The organism is Salinicola lusitanus, from assembly GCF_038648475.1.
Taxonomy (GTDB): Bacteria; Pseudomonadota; Gammaproteobacteria; order Pseudomonadales; family Halomonadaceae; genus Salinicola; species Salinicola lusitanus.
On record NZ_CP151919.1, the window covers coordinates 1306012 to 1326974 of the forward strand.

At 65.7% G+C, this 20963-nt stretch carries 20 protein-coding genes; 9 read left to right on the plus strand and 11 right to left on the minus strand.

Annotated features, from left to right (window positions below):
• The first annotated feature begins 78 nt into the window (after positions 1–78).
• From uvrD to AAGT95_RS06025, 5 genes are all read left to right on the plus strand, one after another.
• The gene (gene uvrD / locus AAGT95_RS06005; protein WP_342595873.1) at positions 79–2319 is read left to right on the plus strand and encodes a DNA helicase II; all 2241 of its coding nucleotides are present in this window, start codon (positions 79–81) and stop codon (positions 2317–2319) included.
• Between the two features lie 171 nt (positions 2320–2490).
• On the plus strand, positions 2491–3225 hold the full coding sequence (gene phoU, locus AAGT95_RS06010; protein ID WP_110601770.1) for a phosphate signaling complex protein PhoU: 735 nt from the start codon (positions 2491–2493) through the stop codon (positions 3223–3225).
• A 291-nt stretch (positions 3226–3516) separates the two neighbouring features.
• Positions 3517–4245, plus strand: coding sequence for a sulfate transporter CysZ (gene cysZ, locus AAGT95_RS06015; RefSeq protein ID WP_110601771.1), 729 nt, complete (start codon positions 3517–3519; stop codon positions 4243–4245).
• Between the two features lie 298 nt (positions 4246–4543).
• On the plus strand, positions 4544–5155 hold the full coding sequence (locus AAGT95_RS06020) for a superoxide dismutase (RefSeq protein WP_110601772.1): 612 nt from the start codon (positions 4544–4546) through the stop codon (positions 5153–5155).
• A gap of 176 nt (positions 5156–5331) precedes the next feature.
• Positions 5332–6390, plus strand: coding sequence for a siderophore-interacting protein (locus AAGT95_RS06025; protein ID WP_342595874.1), 1059 nt, complete (start codon positions 5332–5334; stop codon positions 6388–6390).
• A 12-nt stretch (positions 6391–6402) separates the two neighbouring features.
• Here the strand turns inward: AAGT95_RS06025 and AAGT95_RS06030 are convergent, their stop codons facing one another.
• The 6 genes from AAGT95_RS06030 to AAGT95_RS06055 form a co-directional block, all read right to left on the minus strand.
• Positions 6403–7254, minus strand: a complete 852-nt coding sequence (locus AAGT95_RS06030) for a M23 family metallopeptidase (protein WP_342595875.1) — start codon at positions 7252–7254, stop codon at positions 6403–6405.
• A 96-nt stretch (positions 7255–7350) separates the two neighbouring features.
• Positions 7351–9021: a methyl-accepting chemotaxis protein gene (locus tag AAGT95_RS06035; RefSeq protein WP_342595876.1), complete on the minus strand. Its 1671-nt coding sequence runs from the start codon at positions 9019–9021 to the stop codon at positions 7351–7353.
• Positions 9022–9250: 229 nt separating this feature from the next.
• A complete protein-coding gene (phoR, locus tag AAGT95_RS06040) occupies positions 9251–10588 on the minus strand; it encodes a phosphate regulon sensor histidine kinase PhoR (RefSeq protein WP_110601778.1) in 1338 nt (445 codons plus the stop codon).
• An 8-nt stretch (positions 10589–10596) separates the two neighbouring features.
• On the minus strand, positions 10597–11286 hold the full coding sequence (gene phoB / locus AAGT95_RS06045; protein WP_110601779.1) for a phosphate regulon transcriptional regulator PhoB: 690 nt from the start codon (positions 11284–11286) through the stop codon (positions 10597–10599).
• Positions 11287–11431: 145 nt separating this feature from the next.
• Positions 11432–12325, minus strand: a complete 894-nt coding sequence (gene ubiA / locus AAGT95_RS06050) for a 4-hydroxybenzoate octaprenyltransferase (protein ID WP_342595877.1) — start codon at positions 12323–12325, stop codon at positions 11432–11434.
• 83 nt (positions 12326–12408) lie between these two features.
• Positions 12409–12891, minus strand: a complete 483-nt coding sequence (locus tag AAGT95_RS06055) for a chorismate lyase (RefSeq protein WP_110601782.1) — start codon at positions 12889–12891, stop codon at positions 12409–12411.
• A 221-nt stretch (positions 12892–13112) separates the two neighbouring features.
• Here AAGT95_RS06055 and AAGT95_RS06060 point away from each other — a divergent pair, with 221 nt between their 5' ends.
• From AAGT95_RS06060 to AAGT95_RS06070, 3 genes are all read left to right on the plus strand, one after another.
• Complete coding sequence (locus AAGT95_RS06060) at positions 13113–14315, plus strand: NAD(P)/FAD-dependent oxidoreductase (RefSeq protein WP_342595878.1); 1203 nt, start codon at positions 13113–13115, stop codon at positions 14313–14315.
• A gap of 168 nt (positions 14316–14483) precedes the next feature.
• The gene (locus AAGT95_RS06065; protein ID WP_035472794.1) at positions 14484–14759 is read left to right on the plus strand and encodes an HU family DNA-binding protein; all 276 of its coding nucleotides are present in this window, start codon (positions 14484–14486) and stop codon (positions 14757–14759) included.
• A 128-nt stretch (positions 14760–14887) separates the two neighbouring features.
• Positions 14888–15244 (plus strand): hypothetical protein, encoded by a 357-nt coding sequence (locus AAGT95_RS06070; RefSeq protein ID WP_110601786.1) that lies wholly within the window; start codon positions 14888–14890, stop codon positions 15242–15244.
• 106 nt (positions 15245–15350) lie between these two features.
• Here AAGT95_RS06070 and AAGT95_RS06075 read toward each other — a convergent pair whose 3' ends face one another.
• The 4 genes from AAGT95_RS06075 to trpB all read right to left on the minus strand — a co-directional run bounded on the left by AAGT95_RS06075 (position 15351) and on the right by trpB (position 19066).
• Positions 15351–15950 carry a YceI family protein gene (locus AAGT95_RS06075; RefSeq protein ID WP_342595879.1) on the minus strand — a complete coding sequence of 200 codons (600 nt, stop codon included), beginning with the start codon at positions 15948–15950 and terminating at the stop codon, positions 15351–15353.
• Positions 15951–16027: 77 nt separating this feature from the next.
• A complete protein-coding gene (locus AAGT95_RS06080; protein ID WP_342595880.1) occupies positions 16028–16735 on the minus strand; it encodes a pirin family protein in 708 nt (235 codons plus the stop codon).
• A gap of 130 nt (positions 16736–16865) precedes the next feature.
• The gene (trpA, locus tag AAGT95_RS06085) at positions 16866–17741 is read right to left on the minus strand and encodes a tryptophan synthase subunit alpha (RefSeq protein WP_342595881.1); all 876 of its coding nucleotides are present in this window, start codon (positions 17739–17741) and stop codon (positions 16866–16868) included.
• Complete coding sequence (gene trpB / locus AAGT95_RS06090) at positions 17738–19066, minus strand: tryptophan synthase subunit beta (RefSeq protein ID WP_342595882.1); 1329 nt, start codon at positions 19064–19066, stop codon at positions 17738–17740. Before trpB ends, trpA begins: the two co-directional genes overlap by 4 nt.
• Before the next feature lie 114 nt (positions 19067–19180).
• Between trpB and AAGT95_RS06095 the strand changes: the two genes are divergently transcribed.
• The gene (locus AAGT95_RS06095) at positions 19181–20083 is read left to right on the plus strand and encodes a LysR family transcriptional regulator (RefSeq protein ID WP_342595883.1); all 903 of its coding nucleotides are present in this window, start codon (positions 19181–19183) and stop codon (positions 20081–20083) included.
• Here the strand turns inward: AAGT95_RS06095 and AAGT95_RS06100 are convergent.
• Positions 20074–20958: an oxygenase MpaB family protein gene (locus AAGT95_RS06100; protein ID WP_342595884.1), complete on the minus strand. Its 885-nt coding sequence runs from the start codon at positions 20956–20958 to the stop codon at positions 20074–20076. The two genes, AAGT95_RS06095 and AAGT95_RS06100, sit on opposite strands and share 10 nt — an antisense overlap.
• Positions 20959–20963 lie beyond the last annotated feature (5 nt).

The following is a 20963-nucleotide window of genomic DNA, read 5'->3' on the forward strand; positions in this document are numbered from 1 at the left end:
TGTCAGGTGGAGCGGGTCGGCTATGTTAAGCTGGCGCGCTCTTCTCTATTTCCAGCAGCAGGCCCCGCACGGTTCCCAATGGATGATGTCTCGGCACTAATCGACTCCCTCAACGCCAACCAGCGCGAGGCCGTCGCCGCGCCGCCCGGCAATATGCTGGTGCTGGCCGGTGCCGGTTCGGGCAAGACCCGGGTTCTGGTGCATCGCATCGCCTGGTTGATGCAGGTGGAGGGCGTCTCCCCCTACGCGATTCTGGCGGTGACCTTCACCAACAAGGCGGCCCGCGAGATGCGCACGCGTCTCGAGGCGCTACAGGGCGCGTCGCTGCGCAACATGTGGGTCGGTACCTTCCACTCCATTGCTCATCGCCTGCTGCGCACGCACTGGCATGACGCGCGGTTGCCCCAGCATTTCCAGATCATCGACAGCGACGACCAGCTGCGGTTGGTCAAGCGCCTGCTGCGGGATCACAACGTCGACGACGAGCGCTATCCGCCCAAGCAGGTGCAGTATTTCATCGGCGGTTGCAAGGAGGAGGGACTGCGCCCGCAGCAGGTGGCGACCCACGGCGATCCCTACATGGCTAAGATGGTCGAGCTCTACGAGCTCTATCAACTGACCTGCGAGCGGGGCGGACTGGTCGACTTCGGCGAGCTGCTGCTGCGCAGCCTGGAGCTGCTGCGCGACACGCCGGCGCTGCTCAAGCACTATCGCGAACGCTTCGGCCATATCCTGGTCGACGAGTTCCAGGATACCAATACCCTGCAGTACGCCTGGCTCAAGCTGCTGGCCGGCGCCGATGGCAATGGGGGGAGCGATGCCGATTGTGCGGCCATGATCGTGGTCGGCGACGACGATCAGTCGATCTACGGCTGGCGCGGGGCCAAGGTCGAGAACATCCGTCGTTTCGAGAGCGAGTTCGCCAATACCCGGACCGTGCGCCTGGAGCAGAACTACCGCTCCACCAGCGTGATTCTGGATGCCGCCAATGCGCTGATCAGCCAGAACAGCGGGCGCATGGGGAAGGAGCTGTGGACCGATGGCGAGACCGGCGAGAAGATCTCGGTCTATGCCGGCTTCAACGATCTCGACGAGGCGCGCTTCATCGTCGATACCATCGGCGAGCAGGGCCGCAACGGCTTCGCGCGCCGCGAGATGGCGATTCTCTACCGCTCCAACGCCCAGTCGCGGGTGATCGAGGAGGCGCTGATCCGCAGCGGCGTGCCGTATCGCATCTACGGTGGCCAGCGCTTCTATGAACGGCTCGAGATCAAGAACGCGCTGGCCTATCTGCGGCTGCTGCTCAATCGCGAGGACGACGCCTCGCTGGAGCGGGTGATCAACGTGCCGCCCCGCGGGATCGGTACGCGCACGGTGGAGATCCTGCGTGGCCGCGCCCGCGACACCAACGTGTCGCTGTGGCAGGCACTGCACGACAGCCTGAGCGACGGCACGCTCAAGGGGCGGGCCGGGAATGCGATCAACGCCTTCGCCGAGCTGATCGAGCGCCTCGACAACGACACCGCCGGCATGGCGCTCTACGAGATCATCGATCACGTCATTCAGGTCTCCGGGCTGATCGAGCATCACCGCAGCGAGAAGGGCGAGAAAGGCCAGGCGCGGGTCGAGAACCTCGAGGAGCTGATCAACGCGGCCCGAGCGTTCTCGCAGAGCGCCCAGGCCAATCCGATCGACCTGCAGGAGGTGGGCGAAGGCGCCGCGGCACTGGAGCCGTTCCTGGCCGAGGCGGCACTCAATGCCGGCGATCACGAAGCCGACGAGTTCGAGGATTGCGTCCAGATGATGACGCTGCACTCGGCCAAAGGGCTGGAGTTCCCGGTGGTGTTCGTGGCCGGTATCGAAGAGGGGCTGTTCCCGCACAAGATGTCGCTGGAGGAGCCGGGGCGCCTCGAGGAGGAGCGCCGGCTCTGCTACGTGGGCATGACCCGTGCCATGCGCAAGCTCTATCTCACCTACGCCGAGATTCGCCGCCTGCACGGGCGTGAGACCATGGCGCGACCCTCGCGGTTCTTGCGGGAAGTCCCCGAGGAGCTGCTCGAGGAGGTGCGCCTGCGCGGCCAGGTATCGCGACCGGTGACCTCCCGGCCCAGCGTGGGGCCGGCGCGTCAGCAGGGCGTCGAGGGCGGCGACGATCTGCCATCGCTGTCGCTCGGCCAGCGCGTCAGCCATCCGCTGTTCGGCGAGGGCGTGATACTCGATGCCGAGGGTGAAGGGGCTCGGGCTCGGGTGCATGTCAGTTTCGAGGGCGAGGGCGACAAGTGGTTGGTACTGGGATTCGCCAAACTGACCCCGCTGTGAATCCGTCATCGTCACGAAGTTGCAACAATTCCGTGCGATGATCGCGGCTATAGGTGTCTCTACGCCTGTCGCGTTCAGGCCATCGAAGACAGATCCTTGCTGGCAGGCTCGACTGCCCAGTCACAGTGCCAGATACGTCAACGCCCCCAAGACAAGCCGTCGGAGTCACGCATGGATATCACCAGCGATACCCACAGTCAGCACATCTCGCAGCAGTACAATCAGGATCTCGAGACCATCAAGACCCAATTGATGGCCATGGGAGGGCTGGTCGAGAAGCAGCTCCAGGAAGCGCTGGATGCACTGTTGGATGGCGACAGCCAACTGGCGATTCGGGTGCGCGACAACGACACCAGCGTCAACGACATGCAGCTCAAGATCGACGAGGAGTGCGTGCGGATCCTGGCGCGTCGCCAGCCGGCAGCTTCCGATCTGCGCCTGGTGATCGCGGTCATTCGGGCTACCAATGATCTCGAGCGGATGGGCGACGAAGCCAACAAGATCGCGCGCAACGCCATCGATCTGATCGAGTCGGGGCGTATCCCCCAGGGCAGCGTGGAGATTCGTCACATCAGCGAACACGTGCGCAGCATGTTGCGCGATTCCCTGACCGCCTTCGCCCGCTTCGATACCGAACTGGCCTTGAAGGTGGTTCAGGAAGACGCGTCGGTGGATAGCGAGTACACCACGGCCATGCGATCGCTGGCGACCTTCATGATGGAAGACCCTCGCTCCATCGGTGGCGTGCTCAGCGTCATGACGGTATTGCGCGCGCTCGAGCGTATCGGCGATCACGCCGACAACCTCGCCGAGCACGTCATCTATCTGGTGAAGGGGCGCGACATCCGCCATACCTCGGTGGACGAGCTCGATCGGGAAGCCCTGGGCCGAAGCGACAAGCGCTAGGTCTGGCTAAAAAGCCGACGGGCGCAGGCCGATCCTGGGCCCATACTCCGCGGGTCGCCGTCCTTCCCCCCTGGCCCGTGGGCCGCAACGCAGGATCGGCGGCAGAGAGGACCGGATTGGTGCGCCAGTCGAGCGTTGACGCCGTATCGGCAAGGGCCGGGGTTTTCATACTTCGCGCCAGGGCCCGTCGCTCGCCGGCCGGGGGCATGCGGGGTCAGGATTGACGCCGCGCCGCAGGGAGTGTGTTAGCGTGTCGATCACGCAACATTTTGTCTGGTCGACGGATTCAGCATGATCTATCCCCTTCAAGCGATTATCCAAGGCACGCGCCTGGTGTTCGAACCCGGGCTGCGCCGCTTCGTGATCGGTCCGATTCTGGTCAACCTGCTGCTGTATGGCGGCACCATCTACTATCTGATCGGCAACTTCGGCGGCTGGCTCGACTACGGCATGCGCCAGGTGCCGGGCTGGCTGACCTGGCTCGAGTGGCTGATCTGGCCGCTGCTGGTGGTTGCCCTGGCGCTGATCGTCTTCTTCACTTTCACCCTGGTCTCCAACCTGATCGCGGCGCCGTTCTACGGCTTCCTGGCCGAAAAGGTGGAAACCCGGGTCACCGGGCGGCCGCCCAGCGACGAGCGCGGCTGGATCAAGACCGGCGTCGATGCGCTGGGGCGGGAACTGGTCAAGCTGGGCTATATCCTGCCGCGCATGGCGGTGCTGTTCCTGCTGGGGTTCGTGCCGGGGCTGAACCTGATCACCCCCTTTCTGTGGGCGGCGTTCTCGGCCTGGATGATGGCCGTCCAGTACCTCGATTACCCGATGGACAACAATCAGGTCAGCTTCACCGACATGCGTCGTCGGCTGCGCGGGCGCTGGTGGCCGACGTTGACCTACGGCGCTTGCATGTCGGTGGCGACCTGGGTGCCGGTGCTCAATCTGATTCTGTTGCCCGGCGGCGTTGCCGGTGGCGTCATGTTGTGGGATCGCTACTACCGCTCCATGGTGCCGGCCACCCGCTGATGGCGCACGACTGGCGCGCACCAACGAGGCCTGGGTCGACAAGAAAAATGGTGGATGGGGTTGAAAGCCGCCTTGGAGCACGCCATCTAGACTGGTACGGCAGGGAGATTTGCCGAAGCAGTGAGGTCAGCTTTGCCAAGGCTTCGGAAAATCTTTTGAAATCAATGTGATATTTCATCGTAGCAACGCTGTGCGAAGATCGGGCTCGCTTGACACCGCGACGCGTTGCTCACTATTTTGATTCACCCGAGAGGCGCCCACGTCGGGCAATGCCTCCTCATGAAAGGGAGTTTTGATCATGGCTCATAGCTTACCGTCGCTACCCTACGCTTATGACGCGCTGGAACCCAAGATCGACGCGATGACGATGGAGATCCACCACACTCGTCACCATCAGACTTACGTCAACAACCTCAACGCCGCGCTGGAAGGCACGGGTCTCGAGGAGGTGCCGGTCGACAAGCTGATGGCCGATATCGACAAGGTGCCGCAGGACAAGCGCCAGGCCGTCATCAACAACGGCGGCGGTCATGCCAACCACTCTCTGTTCTGGACCGTGATGTCCAAGGATGGCGGTGGCGAGCCGACCGGCAAGGTGGGCGAGGCCATCAGCAGCGAGCTGGGCGGCTACGAGACCTTCAAGGAAGAGTTCAAGAAGGCGGCAGCCGGCCGTTTCGGCAGTGGCTGGGCATGGCTGGTGGTGACGCCCGAGAAGAAGCTCAAGGTCATCAACACCCTCAACCAGGATAGCCCGCTGATGGAAGGCCTGACGCCGATCCTGGGACTGGACGTCTGGGAACACGCCTACTATCTGAAGTACCAGAACAAGCGTCCGGACTATATCGCGGCGTTCTTCGACGTCATCAACTGGGACGAAGTCAACCGTCGCTACGCCGAAGCGACTGCCTGATCATCGGGTCGATATTCCGATGTCAGGCCGTTCAAGGATGCCCCCGTTTCGGGGGCATCCTGCGTTGGTACCCGCCTCGGCAAGGATTCCCCCCGTAGCGCCTTTTCTGATACGCTGATCGCGCTGGCGTCCTGCCGGCTCCGCTCATCGATCCACCCTCGCGACGATCCGATACCATGACTGCACAACGCTGCGACGCCACACTGACGCTTACCGATGTGAATGATTTTCGATTGCGCCTGATATCGTTTCTGGATGAGTACGATGTGGCCTACCGCAGCGACGAGCGCCAGGTGGCGATCGATCTGCCGGGTGGCGAAGCACGCTTCTCGGTGAGCCGGGTCGGCCTTCACCTCGAGGCCGAAGCCGACGCGAGAGATGGGTTGGAGACGCTGCGCGGCATTATCGAGCACTACGTCTCGCTGTTCGCTGGCGAGAACGCCCTGCCACTGCACTGGCATGGCGACGTGGTGGCGGCACCGACCTTCGCCAATTTTCGCGAGATGCGGGTGACCCGGGTCGAGGAGCTCAGCCCCAGCATCCGTCGTTTGACCCTGAGTGGCGAAAACCTGGCGCGCTTCGATCATCCGCAAGAGTGGCACGTGCGGCTGCATTTCCCCCCGGTCGGCATCGATCGCCCCCAGTGGCCCCGACCCACCGCGGAAGGCGGTACCCAATGGCCGCCGGAAGATCGACGGGCCGAGATTCGCTACTACACCATTCGCCGCCTGGACGTCGTCAGCGGCGAGGTGGAGATCGATTTCCTGCTACACGAAGCGCCGGGGCCGGGAGGCGATTTCGCCCGCCGAGCCAAACCGGGCGACATCTGTGGCATGGCCGGTCCCTACGGCCGGGGCGTCGCCGACGCATCCCACTACCTGCTGGCCGGCGACGAGACGGCCATTCCCGCCATCGCGCGGTTGCTGGAGACATTGCCGGCGAGCGCGCAGGTCGAGGCGTGGCTGGAGGTCGAATCGCCGGTGGATGAGCTGGAGCTGCCGGTCGCCGATCACTGCCGCATCAGCTGGCGGCACCGCTGTCGCGGTCACGCGCCGAGCGAGCAGCTTGCCTCGGCGGTGGTCGAGGCGATGCCCGATACCCGCGACGATCTGTTCGTCTGGTTCGCCGGTGAAGCCGATGTCAGCCAGCGCCTGAGGAAGCGGCTCAAGCAGGAGTTCGGGCTGCGGAAGGGGCAGCATCTGGTCACGGGCTACTGGAAACGGGAAAGCGCCTAGCTGCGTTCGTGACTAACGGCCTCGCTCCAGTACCAGCAGCGGGTCGATGCGGGTATCGAACCAGTTCATGCCCCAGTGCAGGTGGGGCCCGGTGGCGCGCCCGGTCGCCCCCACCGCACCGATCACGTCGCCCTGCTCGACGCGATCGCCGACCTTCACGTCGATCCGCGACAGATGCAGGAAATTGGAGCTGATGCCGTAACCGTGGTCGAGCAGCACCGTACCGCCGGTCAGATAGAGATCGTCGGCGAAGGTGATCACGCCGCTCGCCGGGGCCTTGATCGGCGTGCCCTCGGCGGCGGCGATGTCCATGCCCGAGTGCGCCGATCCCGGCGTGCCGTTGTAGATGCGCTGGTTGCCGAAACGCCCGCTGATGCGCCCCTCCACCGGCCAGACGAAGGTCTGGGCGAACCCCACCCGGTCGTCGTTGCGCTTGCGCTCGGCGCTGACGGCGGCCTGCTCGCGGGCGATGCGGGCGGCGATCTCCGGCGGCGGCGAGACGGTCCTGGGCGGCACGCCGTCGATGCGCTCGATCGGCCAGTCCCGGGGCGTGATCGCGACCGCCGCGCTCTGCTGGCGCCCATCCGGTGTGGTGATCGACACTGTCTGACGACCGCTGGCATCGCGGCCGACACCGAAGACTACGGTGCCGTAGCCGGTAACCCGGAGATCGTGTCCCGCCACGGTGACCTGGCTGCCGGGCGGCACGCGTCCGATCACCATCGAGCCCTGCTGGACGCTGTCGGGGAAGGTGACCGGAACCGCATCGGCGCGTGTTTCGACCATGACGCTCGACAGCAGCAGCACGAAGACGGTGGCGCCGAGTCGTCGGCACCACCAGAGAGAGGAGGGGATCGATATCACCTGTCGGCACTCCGTATCGCGGGATGCCGCCACCATAACCCGAGCCGGTGGCGGAAGACAGGCGGATGGGAGACAGGGCCGGGTCGAGAGGGCGCTCTAGAACGACTCCCAATCGTCGTTATCGCTCGGTGCCGAGCGTGTCGCGGTCTTGCCTCCCGGCGAGGAGGCCGCCGCCAATATCGGCGCCGGGGTCGAGGGTGACGGCGAGCGATAGCGCGACACCCTCTCGTCGTATTCGGCATCGGGAATCTTGAACCCGGCCAGTGCCCGCTCCAGCGTCGCCACCTGCGCATTGAGCGTGGCGGCGGCCGCCGATGCCTGCTGTACCAGCGAGGCGTTCTGCTGGGTGACGTGATCCATCTGCACGACGGCCTCGTTGACCTGGTCGATACCGTTGGACTGTTCGCCGGAAGCGATCGAGATCTCCTCGATCAGATCTGTCATGCGGGCCACCGAATCCACGGCACGACGAATGGTCCCGCCGGCTTGCCCGACGATCTCGGAACCGGCATCGATCCTGCGATTCGAGGCGTCGATCAGTTCGCGGATCTCGCGGGAGGCCTCGGCGCTGCGGCTGGCCAGGGTGCGGACTTCATTGGCGACGACCGCGAACCCCCGACCCTGCTCGCCGGCCCGGGCGGCTTCCACCGAGGCGTTGAGCGCCAGGATATTGGTCTGGAAGGCGATCGAGTCGATCACGCCGACGATCTCGGTGACCCGGCGCGAGCTGTCGGTGATGCCCTGCATGGTCGAGACGACCTGATCCATCATCTCGCCGCCCTCCGCGGCGGTGGCGCGGGCCTCACCGGCCAGGCCGCTCGCCTGGCGGGCGTTGTCGGCATTCTGGCGCACGGTCTGGGTCAGCTCCTCCATGCTGGAGGCCGTCTCGCCGACGGAGGCCGCCTGCTGCTCGGTTCGCGCCGCCAGGTCCTGGTTGCCGCTGTGGATCTGGCCCACGCCGACGGTGATGGTGGTCGAGGCGTGGCGAACGTTGGTCATCGATTCGGCCAGGTGAATCCGCATGCCCTCGATGGCCGCGAGCAGGCTGTGGCGGTCGCCGGCGCCGATCTTCAGCGCGGTGGTGAGATCGCCCTCGGCCATGCCCCGGATCGCGTTTCGCGCCTGGCGCGGGTCGCCCCCCAGGTCGCCCAGCACGTTGCGGATGATCCAGCCCATGATCAGCGTGATGATGATGCCGATGGCACCGGCGATCAGGCTCATCTTCAACACGCCGGCCCAGAACGCCTGCTGGATGTCGCTGATATAGACGTTGGCGGCGAGATACCAGTCCCACTCGGGGACGTAGCGCACGTAGTTGAGGCGCGATATGTCCTGGCCATCGGCGTTGGTGGAGGTGTACTCCAGGGTGCCGTCGTCGGGGGAGTCCGCCAGCGCCTTGAGCTCGCGATAGAAATAGATGCCGTTGTCGTCGCGGAAACCGCTCATGTCCGTGCCGATTTCGCGCTTGGGGTGATAGACCAGATGGATGTTGCTGTCGAAGGCGTAGACATAGCTGCCGTCGAGATCCAGCGCCGATAGGTTCCTGCGCGCGAAGTCCTTGGCGGCTTGTTCGGAGAACTCGCCATCGTTGGCGCGTTGGACATAGCGCTCGACCAGTGTCTGGGCGCTGGCCACGAAGCTCTTGAGACTGCTGACGCGCTCGGCCATCAACGTATCGCGCTTCTCCAGGGCCATCCAGCCCACCAGCACCAGCATACCGAACCACATCAGTCCCACCGTGATCCAGAGTTTTTGCCGCATCGTCATCGCGAAAACCGTTCCTTTCCGAGGTATCTGTCGATTCATATGGAGGATTAAACTAATAATCCGCTCACTTTATCGGCAGGTTCTAATCAAGGTTGAGATCGATTCGTGCGATTTCGCCGCGATGCGCGTGATCGGGCCGGATTGGGGTACGCCGACGTTGCCCGACGCGATTCGGCGGCCATGCCGGCCTGGAGGGAGGAGGGTCCGCCGTGAGCAGCGACGGCGCCGTTCAGGGGGACGGCGCCGACCCTGTGTCAGGCTCGACCAGTCGGGCAGCGGGAAACACGCAGCGGAAGCGCGCGCCGAGCCCCGGGCGGCTGACGATTTCCAGGCTGGCGTCGTGGCGCAGCAGCACGTGCTTGACGATGGCCAGGCCCAGCCCCGTGCCGCCGGTGGCGGCGCTGCGACCCTTGTCGACGCGATAGAAGCGCTCGGTCAGTCGCGGGATATGGATGGGATCGAAACCCTCGCCGTTGTCTTCCACTTCGATGGCGGCGCCGTCATGCCAGGGCTTCCAGCGCAGGGTGATGGTGCTGCCTTCCGGTGTGTAGCGAACGGCGTTGAAGACCAGGTTGGAGACGGCGCTGCGTATCTCCTTGGTGTTCGCCAGCAGCCGCCGCGACTCGTCGGCTTCTATCGACAACTGGTGGCGTTGGGCGCTCAACTCCCGGGCATCGGCGACGATCTCGCCGAGCAGCGTCGTCACGTCCAGCGTATCGCGGTCGTCGTCGGGGCTATCGATCTCGAGCCGGGAGAGCAGCAGCAGATCCTCGACCAGATTCTGCATGCGCGTGGTCTGCGCCTGCATCTGCGAGAAGCCTCGCTGCCAGCGTGTCGGCAGCTGGTCGGCGTGGTCCGAGTAGGTTTCGAGATAACCGGCCAGCACCGTCAGCGGCGTGCGCAGCTCATGGGAGACGTTGGCGACGAAGTCGCGGCGCATCATCTCCAGCTGATGCAGCCGGGACACGTCCCGCGCCATCAGCAGGCGTTCGTTGTCGCCGAACAGGGTGAGATGGAACTGCAGGGTACGATTGGCCTGGACCGGGGAGGGAATCAGCAGCGGCTCGCGGTAGTCGCCCGTCTCGAAGTAGGCGATGAAACGGGGATCGCGCAGGAAGTTGGTGATCGGCTGACCGCGGTCGTGATCGGGCTGCAGGCCGAGCATGTCGCCGGCGGCGCTGTTCCACCACTCCAGGTCGCCATTGGGATCCAGCATCACCACGCTGTCGCGCATCGCCTCGCAGGAGTCCTGGATGCGCCGCAGGATATCGCGCAGTCGTTGCTGCAGCTGGGTCTGGGCTTTCTGATAGTGATACAGGCGATCGAACAGGTCACCCCAGACTCCGGTGCCGGGTGGTGGCGCCTCGCGGGGATTCTTCAGCAGCCAGACATAGAGCATGCGCACGTGGCGCAGGTGCAGGAAGACATAGAGCCCCAGGCCGGCCGCTAGCCCCCAGCCCAGCCCGGCGAGCAGGTCGTCGCCCAGCTCGCCGAGCAACAGTCCCATGGCGCCGAGCCCGAACAGCATGTAGCCGAGGCGCCACAGTTCGTTGATCCAGTAGCGCACGTCCTGACTTACTCCCTGACCGAAAAGCGGTAGCCGGTGCCGCGCACGGTCTGGACCAGATGCTGGTGCGCTTCGCCGAGGGATTTGCGCAGCCGGCGGATATGCACATCGACGGTACGCTCTTCCACGTAGACGTTGCCGCCCCAGACCTGATCCAGCAACTGGCTGCGGGTGTAGGCGCGTTCCTGGTGGGTCATGAAGAACTGCAGCAGACGATACTCGGTCGGGCCGATCTCCAGGGCGCCACCATGGGAGGTGACGCGGTGGCTGGAGGGGTCGAGCCGCAGCCCCTCGACCTCGACCGCCTCCTCGATACCCGGCGGCGTGGCCCGGCGCAGTACCGCCTTGAGTCGGGCCACCAGCTCGCGCGGCGAAAAGGGCTTGGTGATGTAGTCGTCGGCGCCCGCCTCCAGCCCCTGGACCTTGTTGTCCTCTTCACCCTTGGCGGTGAGCAGGATGATCGGCATCTCGGCGGTAGCCTCCTCGCGCTTCAGCCGACGCGCGAGCTCGATGCCGCTGGTGCCGGGCATCATCCAGTCGAGCAGCATCAGGTCGGGTTTCTGATCCAGCGCCATGGCGTGGCCGGTCTGGGCGTTGTCGGCTTCCAGTACACGATAATCGGCCATTTCCAGGGCAACGGCGATCATTTCGCGGATGGATGCTTCGTCGTCAACGATGAGTACGGTCTTGGAGCTCATGCGCAGTGCCTCGAGTGAGCCGCCGGTTCGCTTTGTTGCGTGGCGTCGATGACGCCATCGGGCGTAGCGACCGGCCGTGACAGAACGGTGACGATTACATCGTGAAAATATGACATCGATATGACAGTTACGACAATCGCGCCTTTCAGGCCGGCGGCCACAGCGCCAGCACCAGTCCGGCGAACAGCAAGAGTCCCGACCAGAAGTTGTTGAGGAAGGCCTGGAAGCAGGGGCCGCGCTCGCGCTCCCGGATCAGCCACTGCTGGTAGACGAAGGTCGCCGCCATCGCGGCCAGCCCCAGCCAGAAGAAACCGCCCAGTGCCAGCCGCGCTCCGACCCAGGTCAGCAACGCCAGGGTCAGCAGCTGCAGCAGACCGATGATCAGCTTGTCGGCGCGGCCGAACAGGCGCGCGGTGGACTTCACCCCGATCTTGATGTCGTCGTCGCGGTCGACCATGGCGTACTGGGTGTCGTAGGCCACGGTCCAGGCCAGGTTGGCCAGCAGCAGCAGCCACGCCTCCAGCGGCACGCTGCGACTCACCGCCATGAACGCCATCGGGATGCTCCACGAGAACGCCAGCCCCAGCACCACCTGGGGCAGGTGGGTGTAGCGCTTCATGAAGGGGTAGAGTGCGGCCAGCGCCACCCCGACGAAGGAGAGCAGTACCGTGGCCAGGTTGGTGAAGCAGACCAGCACGAAGGCCGCCGCCACCAGCGCCGCGAACAGGATCTTGGCCTCGCGCTCGCGGATGCGTCCGGTGGCCAGCGGGCGCTCCCGGGTGCGCTTGACGTGGCCGTCGATCTTGCGGTCGGCGTAGTCGTTGACCACGCAGCCGGCAGCGCGCATCAGATAGACGCCGAGCACGAAGATGATCAGGTTGGCGCGATCCGGCAGGCCGCCGGCGGCTAGCCACAGTGCCCACAGCGTCGGCCACATCAGCAGCCAGGTGCCGATCGGCTTGTCGAGCCGGGTCAGGCGCAGGAAGTCCGGCAGGCGGGCGAGGCCGCGGGGCGTGGAAGGGGAACCGGCGCTGGGCATACGAATCTCCGAAACGGCAAGGCCTCTGAATCGGCAACGACTTTACTGCAACTGCGGCCTCGCTTCGAGGTGGGAGCCGTCGTTCAGGCCGTCGGTCGTCGTTCCGGGAGAGCCAGGCCCAGGTCCTCCGCCATTTCATGCAGGAAGCACTCCTGCACCAGCAGTTGAATGCTGCCGTGCCGGAAACGTGATCGCCGCAGCCACACGCCCTCTGCGTCCGCGGAGACTCGCGCCACCTCGATCGGGTCGCGTTGCAGGTCGGGCTGCGCGAATAGCCAACTCCCCAGCGAACGCTCGCCCAGCGTGCGCAGGCGCCGACAACCGGTACGATCCAGTGGAGCGACCGAGCGCGCCGCCACCCACGGTCGCTCGCCGCTCATCAGCGTGACCTCGCGTATCCAGGCGAGATCGGTAGGCGCCAGCCCCAAGGCAAGCGCCTCGTCGCGGCGCGGTCGTTCGACGCCCTGGTGTTCCAGCCTGACCCGGAAGGGGCGCCTGGAGGCCGCGACCAACCGGGCGGTGAGCGAATCGGTAGAGCCTACCCACTGCCACCAGGCGGCGCTCATGCAAGGTCGGCGGGTGACGGCGGGAGCCCAGCGAATCCATCGCCAGGATCGTTCGGCGGGCGACAGTGCATGGCAGTAACAAGCTGAGGGCACGCGAAGCGACTCCATCAGGACGCATCAGGAAAGCGCCGTGGAACGGTCAGGGACCACCGGGACGGCGCGGGTCGAAGGCGGCGTAGTGTAACATGAGGCCTCGAGACGACCGACCGACGAGCCCCGCAATGAGTCAATCCGATCCCTCCAACGCGCCCCTGACGATCATCGGCACCGGGATGGCCGGCGTGGGCCTGGCCCGAGCCGTTCGGCGCCGTGATGGCGAGCGGCCGATCACCCTGATCAGTGCCGACAGCGGCGACGAGTACACCAAGCCGCTGCTCTCCAGCGCCTTCGCCAAGCGGCAGACGCCACAATCGCTGGCCATGCACGATGCGGTGGGCCTGGCCGCGACGCTGAAGGCGCGGGTCCGTACCCGGATGCCCGTCGATGCCATCGACCCCGTCGGCCACCGGCTGGTGATCGGTGCCGAGACGCTGCCCTACGGCCAGCTGGTGCTGGCGACCGGCGCCGCCCCCCGGCAGCCGTTCGAGGTGGCGTCTTCGCTGCGCGACCGGGTCTTTCAGATCAACGATCTCGATGACTATCGTCGCTTGCGCGGGGTGCTGGATCGTCATCCCGGCCAGCAGGCCCGCATCGCCATCATCGGCGCCGGGCTGGTGGGTTGCGAGTTCGCCAATGATCTCCATGCAGGAGGCCACCGGATCGCGCTGGTCGCGCCCGAGCCGACGCCGCTGCCACGCCTGCTGCCACCACCGTTGGGGCGGGCACTCGGCGAGGCCTTCGCCGAGGCCGGTATTAGCGGCTATTTCGAACGTCAGGTGACAGCGCTTCACGACGATGGCGACGGTGTGACGCTGGCACTCGACGATGGCGAAGTGCTGGCAGCGGATCTGGTACTGGTCGCGACGGGGCTGCGCCCACGTACCGGCCTGGCCGAGGCCGCAGGGCTGGCGGTGTCGCCGGCCGGTATCCTGACCGACCGCCGGCTCGCGACCAGTGCGCCGGATATCTTCGCGCTGGGTGACGTGGCCTGTGTCGACGGGCTCGGCGCCCCGACCGGCGGAGTGAGCGCCATGTACGTTCAGCCACTGCAGGCCGCGGTCAAGGCGCTGGCGGCAACGCTGACCGGCGCCCCGACCGAGGCGAGCTACGGCGCCTGGCCGGTGGTGGTCAAGACACCGCTGCTGCCGGTTGTCGCGCTGCCACCGCGTGAACCCCCGCACCACTGGCGGATCGAGGGAGAGGCCAGCGATTTCAGCGCCCTGGCCGAGGATCAGACAGGGCGGTTGCTGGGCTTCGCGCTGACCGGGCGCTGCGTTCGTCGTAAAGTCGAACTGGCGCGAGCTGCCCCCCCGTTGCTAGGCTAGCCTCGGTGGCTACGGTTGTATCAGCCATGAATCGTCACCTGATGCTGGACAAACCGCGCCCCGAGCGGCTTATTATGCGTTCGGAGGGCATTCCCCTCATCGAGAACAACAACTCGTTTTAGATGCGAGGCGTTTCAGGTGACGCCATAGCCAAACTAGGAGGGCTCTATGCGTAAGCCAGAACTCGCTGCGGCGATTGCCGAGCGTGCGGATCTTTCGAAGGACAAGGCCAGTCAGGTGCTGAACGTCATTCTCGACGAAATCACCGGGACGGTTTCCAAAGGTAGCGATGTCACCTTGATCGGTTTTGGTTCATTTACGGTTCGCGAGCGTGCCGCACGGACGGGTAAGAACCCGCAGACTGGCAAGCCGCTGAACATCCCGGCCAGCAAGACCGTGGCCTTCAAGCCCGGCAAGGCTCTCAAGGACGCCGTCAGCAAGTAAGTTCGGGTTTCGAATTCCCGAGTCGCTCATCCGCCAATGAGCGCAGCGATAGCCGATCCGTCCCGATACCGGCGGGTCGGCATTCTTCGATACATTCCCTGTCCTGTTGATCGGTCGTGCGAGGTGGCATGAAGCTCAAGTTGATGCTCTGGTGGCTTGGCGTGATGCTCAAACGCGCGCGTTCGCGCAAGGCGGCATTCCGCGACACGCTGGAAAAGCTCCGTCGGTTCGACTGGGGTGTGGCCACCGAGGACCTGTCGATTGCTCGGCACTATCGCATGACGCCCCAGGCAATCCAGAGCGCTCCCGGCCTGCCGGTGGATCTGGCGCTGGAGCTGCGCTTTCGTGACGCCGACAGCGCGACTCGCTTTCTCCGTAAACCGTCTCAGCGCGCCTTCCGCGAGGGGCTGTTCGATGGCCGCCTGCGGCTGGTGGGCGACTCCCGCGATCTGGAACGACTGCAGGGACTGCTGAAGCATCTCTAGCCGATCCTGAGTATGCGCCGGCCCTGAACCGCAGCGCCCCTGGCAGTGATGAACTGCCAGGGGCGCTTGTTATCGGCCGGCGGGAATGCCGGCCGGCATCCCGTCTTTACTGTGCGGTGGACGGCTTGGCGGCTTCGGCTTCGCTCGACAGGCGAATGGTGATGTCATCGCTGACATTGGGCACATACTGATCCAGGCCGAAATCGCTGCGCTGAAGGGTCGTCTCGGCGTCGAAGCCCAGCGCCGGCACCTTCGCCATCGGATGCTCGCCAACGCCATTGAGCGTGGCGTGCAGCACGACCGGCTTGGTCACGCCCTTGAGAGTCAGGTCGCCATGCACGTCGTACCGATCGTTACCCATCGATTCGATCTCGGTACTCTTGAACGTGGCGTCGGGATACTGCGCAACGTCGAAGTACTCGCTGCCCAGGAACTCCTCGTTGAGCGCCGGCACCTTGGTGTCCACGGTCTTGACCGGAATGGTCACCTCGACACGGGAATTGGCGACGTCGTCCTCGTCGAACTGAATGGTGCCGGTCACGTCCGAGAACGTGGCCGTCGGGTGGGAGAACCCGAAGTGGCTCCAGGAAGCCACGACGCTGGTATGCGTGGGATCCATCTGGTACGTCGTGGTATCTGCCATCGCGCTGACGCTTGCCGTCGACGCCAGCAGGGCTGCAGCCAGGACGATCTTGTTCGACATCATCGGTAACTTCCTCGAGTTGGGTGGTCTTTCACGCTGTTCGAATGGCGGACACCCGTAGGTGGCCGCCAAGATTCAGATCAGGATATCGTCGGCAGATCGAATACCAGCACTTCGGCATCCTCGCCGTGTTCCAGGGTCACGCCTGGCTCTTCCACCAGCATCAGCGCATCGCCGCCCTCGAGCGCCTGGCCGTTGACGCTCACCTTGCCGCGCACCACATGGACGTAGCTCTGACGGCCATCGGCCAGTGCCAGCTCGACACGCTCGTCGGCGTCGAGTAGCGACGCGTAGATGAAGGCGTCCTGCTGCAGGGTGAGCGAACCGTCGCGACCGTCAGGAGAGAGAATCAGGCACAGCCGGCCACGCTTGTCGGCATCCGTGAAATCCTTCTCGGCGTAGTGCGGGGTCAGGCCGCGCTCTCGCGGGAACAGCCAGATCTGCAGGAAGTGGACCGGTTCGCTGGTCGAGTGGTTGAACTCGCTGTGCTCGACGCCACTTCCCGTGGTCATGATCTGCACCCGGCCGGGGCCGATCGAGGAGCCGTTGCCCAGGGTGTCCTGATGACCCAGCTCGCCGCTCAGAACATAGGAGAAGATCTCCATGTCCTGATGGCCGTGCCGGCCAAAGCCTTGACCGGGCGCCACGCGATCTTCGTTGATGACCCGCAGTACGCTGAAGTGGACGTGCTTCGGATCGTGGTAGCCGGCGAACGAGAAAGAGTGATAGCTCTTGAGCCAGCCGTGATCGGCGTAACCGCGCTCGCCAGCGTGTCTGATCGTCAACATGGAGTGTCTCCTGGTTGCGGGCGCCGAGCGTCAGCCGCGGCGCGATGGAGACAGTTTATCGATCAATTAATCGAACAAAAGCGCGTTTTTATGCATGTATCGATGCGCAAAATCGAACGATTGCGCGCACTCAGGATTCGCCGATTCGCGCACCTCGGATCGAATCGGCCAGTTCCCGGATCAACGCCAGCGCACCCTCCGGACCTGACTCGGCGAGTCGCTCGATCAGCGCGCTACCGACGACCACCGCGTCGGTGACCCTGGCGATGGCGGCGGCCGTGTCGCCGTCGCGCACGCCAAAGCCGACGGCGACAGGCAACGGCGACTGCCGCTTGAGATCGTCGAGCGCGCGACCCAGCTCCGCCGCGATATCGAGTCGCCGACTGCCGGTCACGCCGTTGAAGGCGATGCGATAGACGAAGCCATCACCCTGCGCCAGCAGGGCAGGTAGTCGATCGGGCGGTGTCGTCGGCGCCACCAGCGGGATTCGCGCCAGACCCAGGTCGCGTGCCCTGGCCGTCAGCGCGGCGCCGTGCTCCGGCGGCAGATCGACCAGGATCAGTCCATCCACACCGGCCTCCGCTGCCGCTTGCAGGAAGCGATCCTCGCCGAAGCGCTGGAGCGGATTGAGATAACCCATCAGCACGATCGGCGTCTCCTCGTCGCGCTGGCGAAAATCGCGCACCATCTCCAGGGTTCGCGCCAGGGTCTGGCCATTCGCCAGGGCCCGCTGTCCGGCACGTTGGATGGCCACGCCGTCGGCCATCGGGTCGCTGAACGGCATCCCCAGTTCGATGATGTCGGCGCCCGCGGCCGGCAGCCGGGCGAGCAGGTCGCCGCTGGTGACGGGATCGGGGTCGCCGGCCATCACGTAGGTCACCAGCGCGGCGCGATTCTCGACACTCAGCGCCGCGAAACGGCGCGCCAGGCGTGAATCGGTCAGGGGAGAGACAGGGCGCGGGGTCTCGGTCTGCTGCGTGTCGATCGTCGATGACGGTGCGTTCATGATTCGGCCTCCTCGGGCATCAGGTGACGAGTGATGGTGTCCATGTCCTTGTCGCCGCGACCGCTCAGGCAGACCACGATGATCTGGTCCGCTTCCTGCCTGGCGGCCAGCCGCCCGGCATGATGGAGCGCGTGGGCCGATTCCAGTGCCGGCAGGATCCCTTCCAGCCGGCAGCAGAGCGCGACGGCCTCGAGCGCCTCCTCGTCGGTGACCGCGACATAGCTCGCCCGGCCGCTGTCGTGAAGATAGGCGTGCTCGGGGCCGATGCCGGGATAGTCGAGTCCCGCGGAGATCGAGTGCGCATCGCGAATCTGGCCGTCGTCGTCCTGCAGCAGATAGGTACGATTGCCGTGCAGGATGCCGGGCGCGCCGCCGTTGAGACTGGCGGCGTGGCGGCCGCTCTCCAGCCCTTCCCCGGCGGCCTCCACGCCGACCATGGCAACCGCCGCGTCGTCGAGAAAGGCATGGAACAGTCCCATGGCGTTGGAGCCGCCGCCGACGCAGGCGACCAGCGTGTCCGGCAGACGACCCTGCGCCGTCAGCAGCTGCTCGCGTGTCTCGAGACCGATCACCGTCTGGAAATCCCGCACCATGCGCGGATAAGGCGCGGGCCCCGCCACCGTGCCGATGATGTAGAAGGTGTCGTCGACGTTGGCGACCCAGTCGCGCAGCGCCTCGTTCATGGCGTCCTTGAGCGTCGCCGTGCCACTGTGGACCGGCACGATCTCGGCGCCGAGCAGGCGCATGCGCTGAACGTTGGGCTGCTGGCGCTCGATATCGGTCGCCCCCATGTAGATCACGCAACCCAGGCCGAGCCGCGCGGCGATCGTGGCGACGGCCACGCCGTGCATGCCGGCCCCGGTCTCCGCGATCAGCCGCTGGCGGCCCATGCGCTGCGCCAGCAGCGCCTGACCCAGGGCGTTGTTGATCTTGTGCGCGCCGGTGTGATTGAGATCCTCACGCTTCAGGTAGATCCGCGCACCGCCGAAGTGTTCGGTCAGACGCTCGGCGAAATAGAGCGGAGTGGCGCGCCCCACGTAGTCGCGCTGAAGCTCCTCCAGCCTGGCCTGGAAGGTGGGGTCGAGGCGGGCCTCGTCATAGGCGGCTTCGATCTCGCCGATCAGCGGCATCAGCGTCTCGGCGACATAGCGCCCGCCGTAGCCCAGGTTCGACGGCGTGTCGTGGCCATCGTCCGCGCTGCCATCCAAAAATTCCCGGGGGAAATTTTTGGCGTCGCGCCGGCGACGGCCCGAAGGGTGGCCGCCAGGGGTGGCGGGTACAAAAAAGCCGTTGTGGTCGGGGAGAGTCTTCAATGTCGAGTTCATCGTTCAGATCCGGTCATCGATTCGATGCCCCCAGACTAGGCTGGCGGCGAGAGGGAAAAAATCGATAAACTCTCCGCGTAATGTGAGAAAAAATCACCTAATGAGGGGCCTGCGATGGCCACGTTACCGTCTCTCAATGCGTTGCGCGCGTTCGAGGCCACCGCCCGCCTGGGCAGCGTCAGTGCCGCCGCCGAGGAGCTTCATGTCACGCATGGTGCGGTGAGCCGCCAGTTGCGAACGCTGGGAGAACACTTTGGCGTCGAACTGTTCGAGAAGGCTGGGCGCGGGCTCGTGCCGACGAGTCACGGTCGTCTGCTATACCCCGCCGTGGGTGAGGCTTTCTCACGCTTGAGCGAGGGCTGCTCGGCGCTGACCCGCCATCTCGACGAGGCGCCGTTCACGCTGGCCTGTCCCGGCAGCCTGCTGGCACGCTGGTTGATCCCGCGGCTCGACCGGCTCAATGCCGACCTGCCCGAGCTGCGCCTGCGGGTGGTCTCCAGCGAAAACGAACTCGACCCGCGTCGCGAGGATGTCGATGCCACGCTGCGTTTCGCCGCGCCGCCCTGGTTTGATGACATGCCGGTGTTCGAACTGATGTCGGAGCGCATCGTCGCGGTCGCGACACCGGCGATCTGGACGACGGCAGCGAAGGGGTCGGCCAGGGCAATGCTCGAGCGGCTCACGCTGCTGGATACGGCGTCGCGGCCGCAAGCCTGGCCCCAGTGGGCAGCGGCCATGGGCGTCGATGATGCGACGCTGGCCGACGCGCGCGCCAGGGGGCGCAGTTTCGAGCACCTCTACTATCTGCTGGAGGCTGCGCTGGCCGGCCTGGGCGTCGCCATCGCGCCCGAGTTGCTGGTGGCGAGCGAGCTGCACCAGGGGCGGCTGATGGCGCCGTGGCCGGCGATCGAGACCGATGCGTCTCTGGGGCTGTGGCTGGCGCCCGGCATCGATACCCGGCGCGGCGAGCGCCTCGCCGAATGGTTGCGCCGCGAGCTGACCGGCGTTCAGCGCTGAGCCTGCTCTCTCGCCTGCATCCGTTCCAGGGCCCGGCGATAGGAGCCGTTGCGCACCGCCCAGCGCATCACCGGGGCGATGGCGCGGATGCCGCCGCGAACCGCGTGGCGCTCGAGTCGCGACATCTCGAGGCTGAGCAGTGTCGCCGCCCAGGAGGGCAGCAGATCGATGCCGGCGCGCATGAACAGCGTCCCGGCCGACCGGAAGATCGGGTTGGGCGGCAAGGCGTGCAGCAGCACGTCGGTCACGTCGCGGGTCCGTGTGTCGCAGACGAGATACCGACGCTGACGTTCCAGATAGGCGTCGATCGCCGCGCGCGATCGGGGCACGTGGCGCGCGCCCAGTGCCTCGGCGACGCGTGCGGTTTCATCGAAGTAGCGATCCTGGTTCTCGAGGCTGAGCCGGGGATTGCGATAGCGCATGTGGGCGGCCAGGAAGCGGCTCATTTCGGCCACGTGGACCCACACCAGCAGCTCGGGATCGTTGGCGGCGTAGGGCGTGCCGTCGGCGGCGTGACCGTGGACGCCATCGTGAACCCGGCGTACCCGCTCGATGACCCGCTCGGCGTCATCGCGGGCACCGAAGGTGGTGACGGCGATGAACTGGCTGGTACGGCGCAGCCGGCCGATCATGTCCTGGCGGAAGTGGGAGTGATCCCAGATGCCGGCCAGGGCCAGCGGGTGCAGCGTCTGCAGCAGCAGCGCGCTGACACCGCCGCACATCATCGGCGTGAACTCGCCGTGGACCTGCCAGGCGACGGTATCCGGACCGAACAGGCCGGGATCGCCCTTGGGCTCGGTGTAGTCGACCCCGCCCAGCGTGCGGCCGGTCAGGTGGCTGATGCGCTTTTCGATGGCGTCGCGCAGGGAAGTCATGGCAT

Excerpts from the sequence above, each read along its gene's own strand:
- AAGT95_RS06095 (WP_342595883.1), top strand. The coding sequence starts at position 19,181 with ATGGCCACGTTACCGTCTCTCAATGCGTTGCGCGCGTTCGAGGCCACC.
- AAGT95_RS06035 (WP_342595876.1), bottom strand. The coding sequence starts at position 9,021 with ATGACGATGCGGCAAAAACTCTGGATCACGGTGGGACTGATGTGGTTC.
- uvrD (WP_342595873.1), top strand. The coding sequence starts at position 79 with ATGGATGATGTCTCGGCACTAATCGACTCCCTCAACGCCAACCAGCGC.
- trpA (WP_342595881.1), bottom strand. The coding sequence starts at position 17,741 with ATGAACGCACCGTCATCGACGATCGACACGCAGCAGACCGAGACCCCG.
- ubiA (WP_342595877.1), bottom strand. The coding sequence starts at position 12,325 with ATGCCCAGCGCCGGTTCCCCTTCCACGCCCCGCGGCCTCGCCCGCCTG.
- trpB (WP_342595882.1), bottom strand. The coding sequence starts at position 19,066 with ATGAACTCGACATTGAAGACTCTCCCCGACCACAACGGCTTTTTTGTA.
- AAGT95_RS06100 (WP_342595884.1), bottom strand. The coding sequence starts at position 20,958 with ATGACTTCCCTGCGCGACGCCATCGAAAAGCGCATCAGCCACCTGACC.
- AAGT95_RS06075 (WP_342595879.1), bottom strand. The coding sequence starts at position 15,950 with ATGATGTCGAACAAGATCGTCCTGGCTGCAGCCCTGCTGGCGTCGACG.
- AAGT95_RS06070 (WP_110601786.1), top strand. The coding sequence starts at position 14,888 with ATGAAGCTCAAGTTGATGCTCTGGTGGCTTGGCGTGATGCTCAAACGC.
- AAGT95_RS06065 (WP_035472794.1), top strand. The coding sequence starts at position 14,484 with ATGCGTAAGCCAGAACTCGCTGCGGCGATTGCCGAGCGTGCGGATCTT.
- AAGT95_RS06060 (WP_342595878.1), top strand. The coding sequence starts at position 13,113 with ATGAGTCAATCCGATCCCTCCAACGCGCCCCTGACGATCATCGGCACC.
- phoU (WP_110601770.1), top strand. The coding sequence starts at position 2,491 with ATGGATATCACCAGCGATACCCACAGTCAGCACATCTCGCAGCAGTAC.
- cysZ (WP_110601771.1), top strand. The coding sequence starts at position 3,517 with ATGATCTATCCCCTTCAAGCGATTATCCAAGGCACGCGCCTGGTGTTC.
- phoB (WP_110601779.1), bottom strand. The coding sequence starts at position 11,286 with ATGAGCTCCAAGACCGTACTCATCGTTGACGACGAAGCATCCATCCGC.
- AAGT95_RS06080 (WP_342595880.1), bottom strand. The coding sequence starts at position 16,735 with ATGTTGACGATCAGACACGCTGGCGAGCGCGGTTACGCCGATCACGGC.
- AAGT95_RS06055 (WP_110601782.1), bottom strand. The coding sequence starts at position 12,891 with ATGAGCGCCGCCTGGTGGCAGTGGGTAGGCTCTACCGATTCGCTCACC.
- AAGT95_RS06025 (WP_342595874.1), top strand. The coding sequence starts at position 5,332 with ATGACTGCACAACGCTGCGACGCCACACTGACGCTTACCGATGTGAAT.
- AAGT95_RS06020 (WP_110601772.1), top strand. The coding sequence starts at position 4,544 with ATGGCTCATAGCTTACCGTCGCTACCCTACGCTTATGACGCGCTGGAA.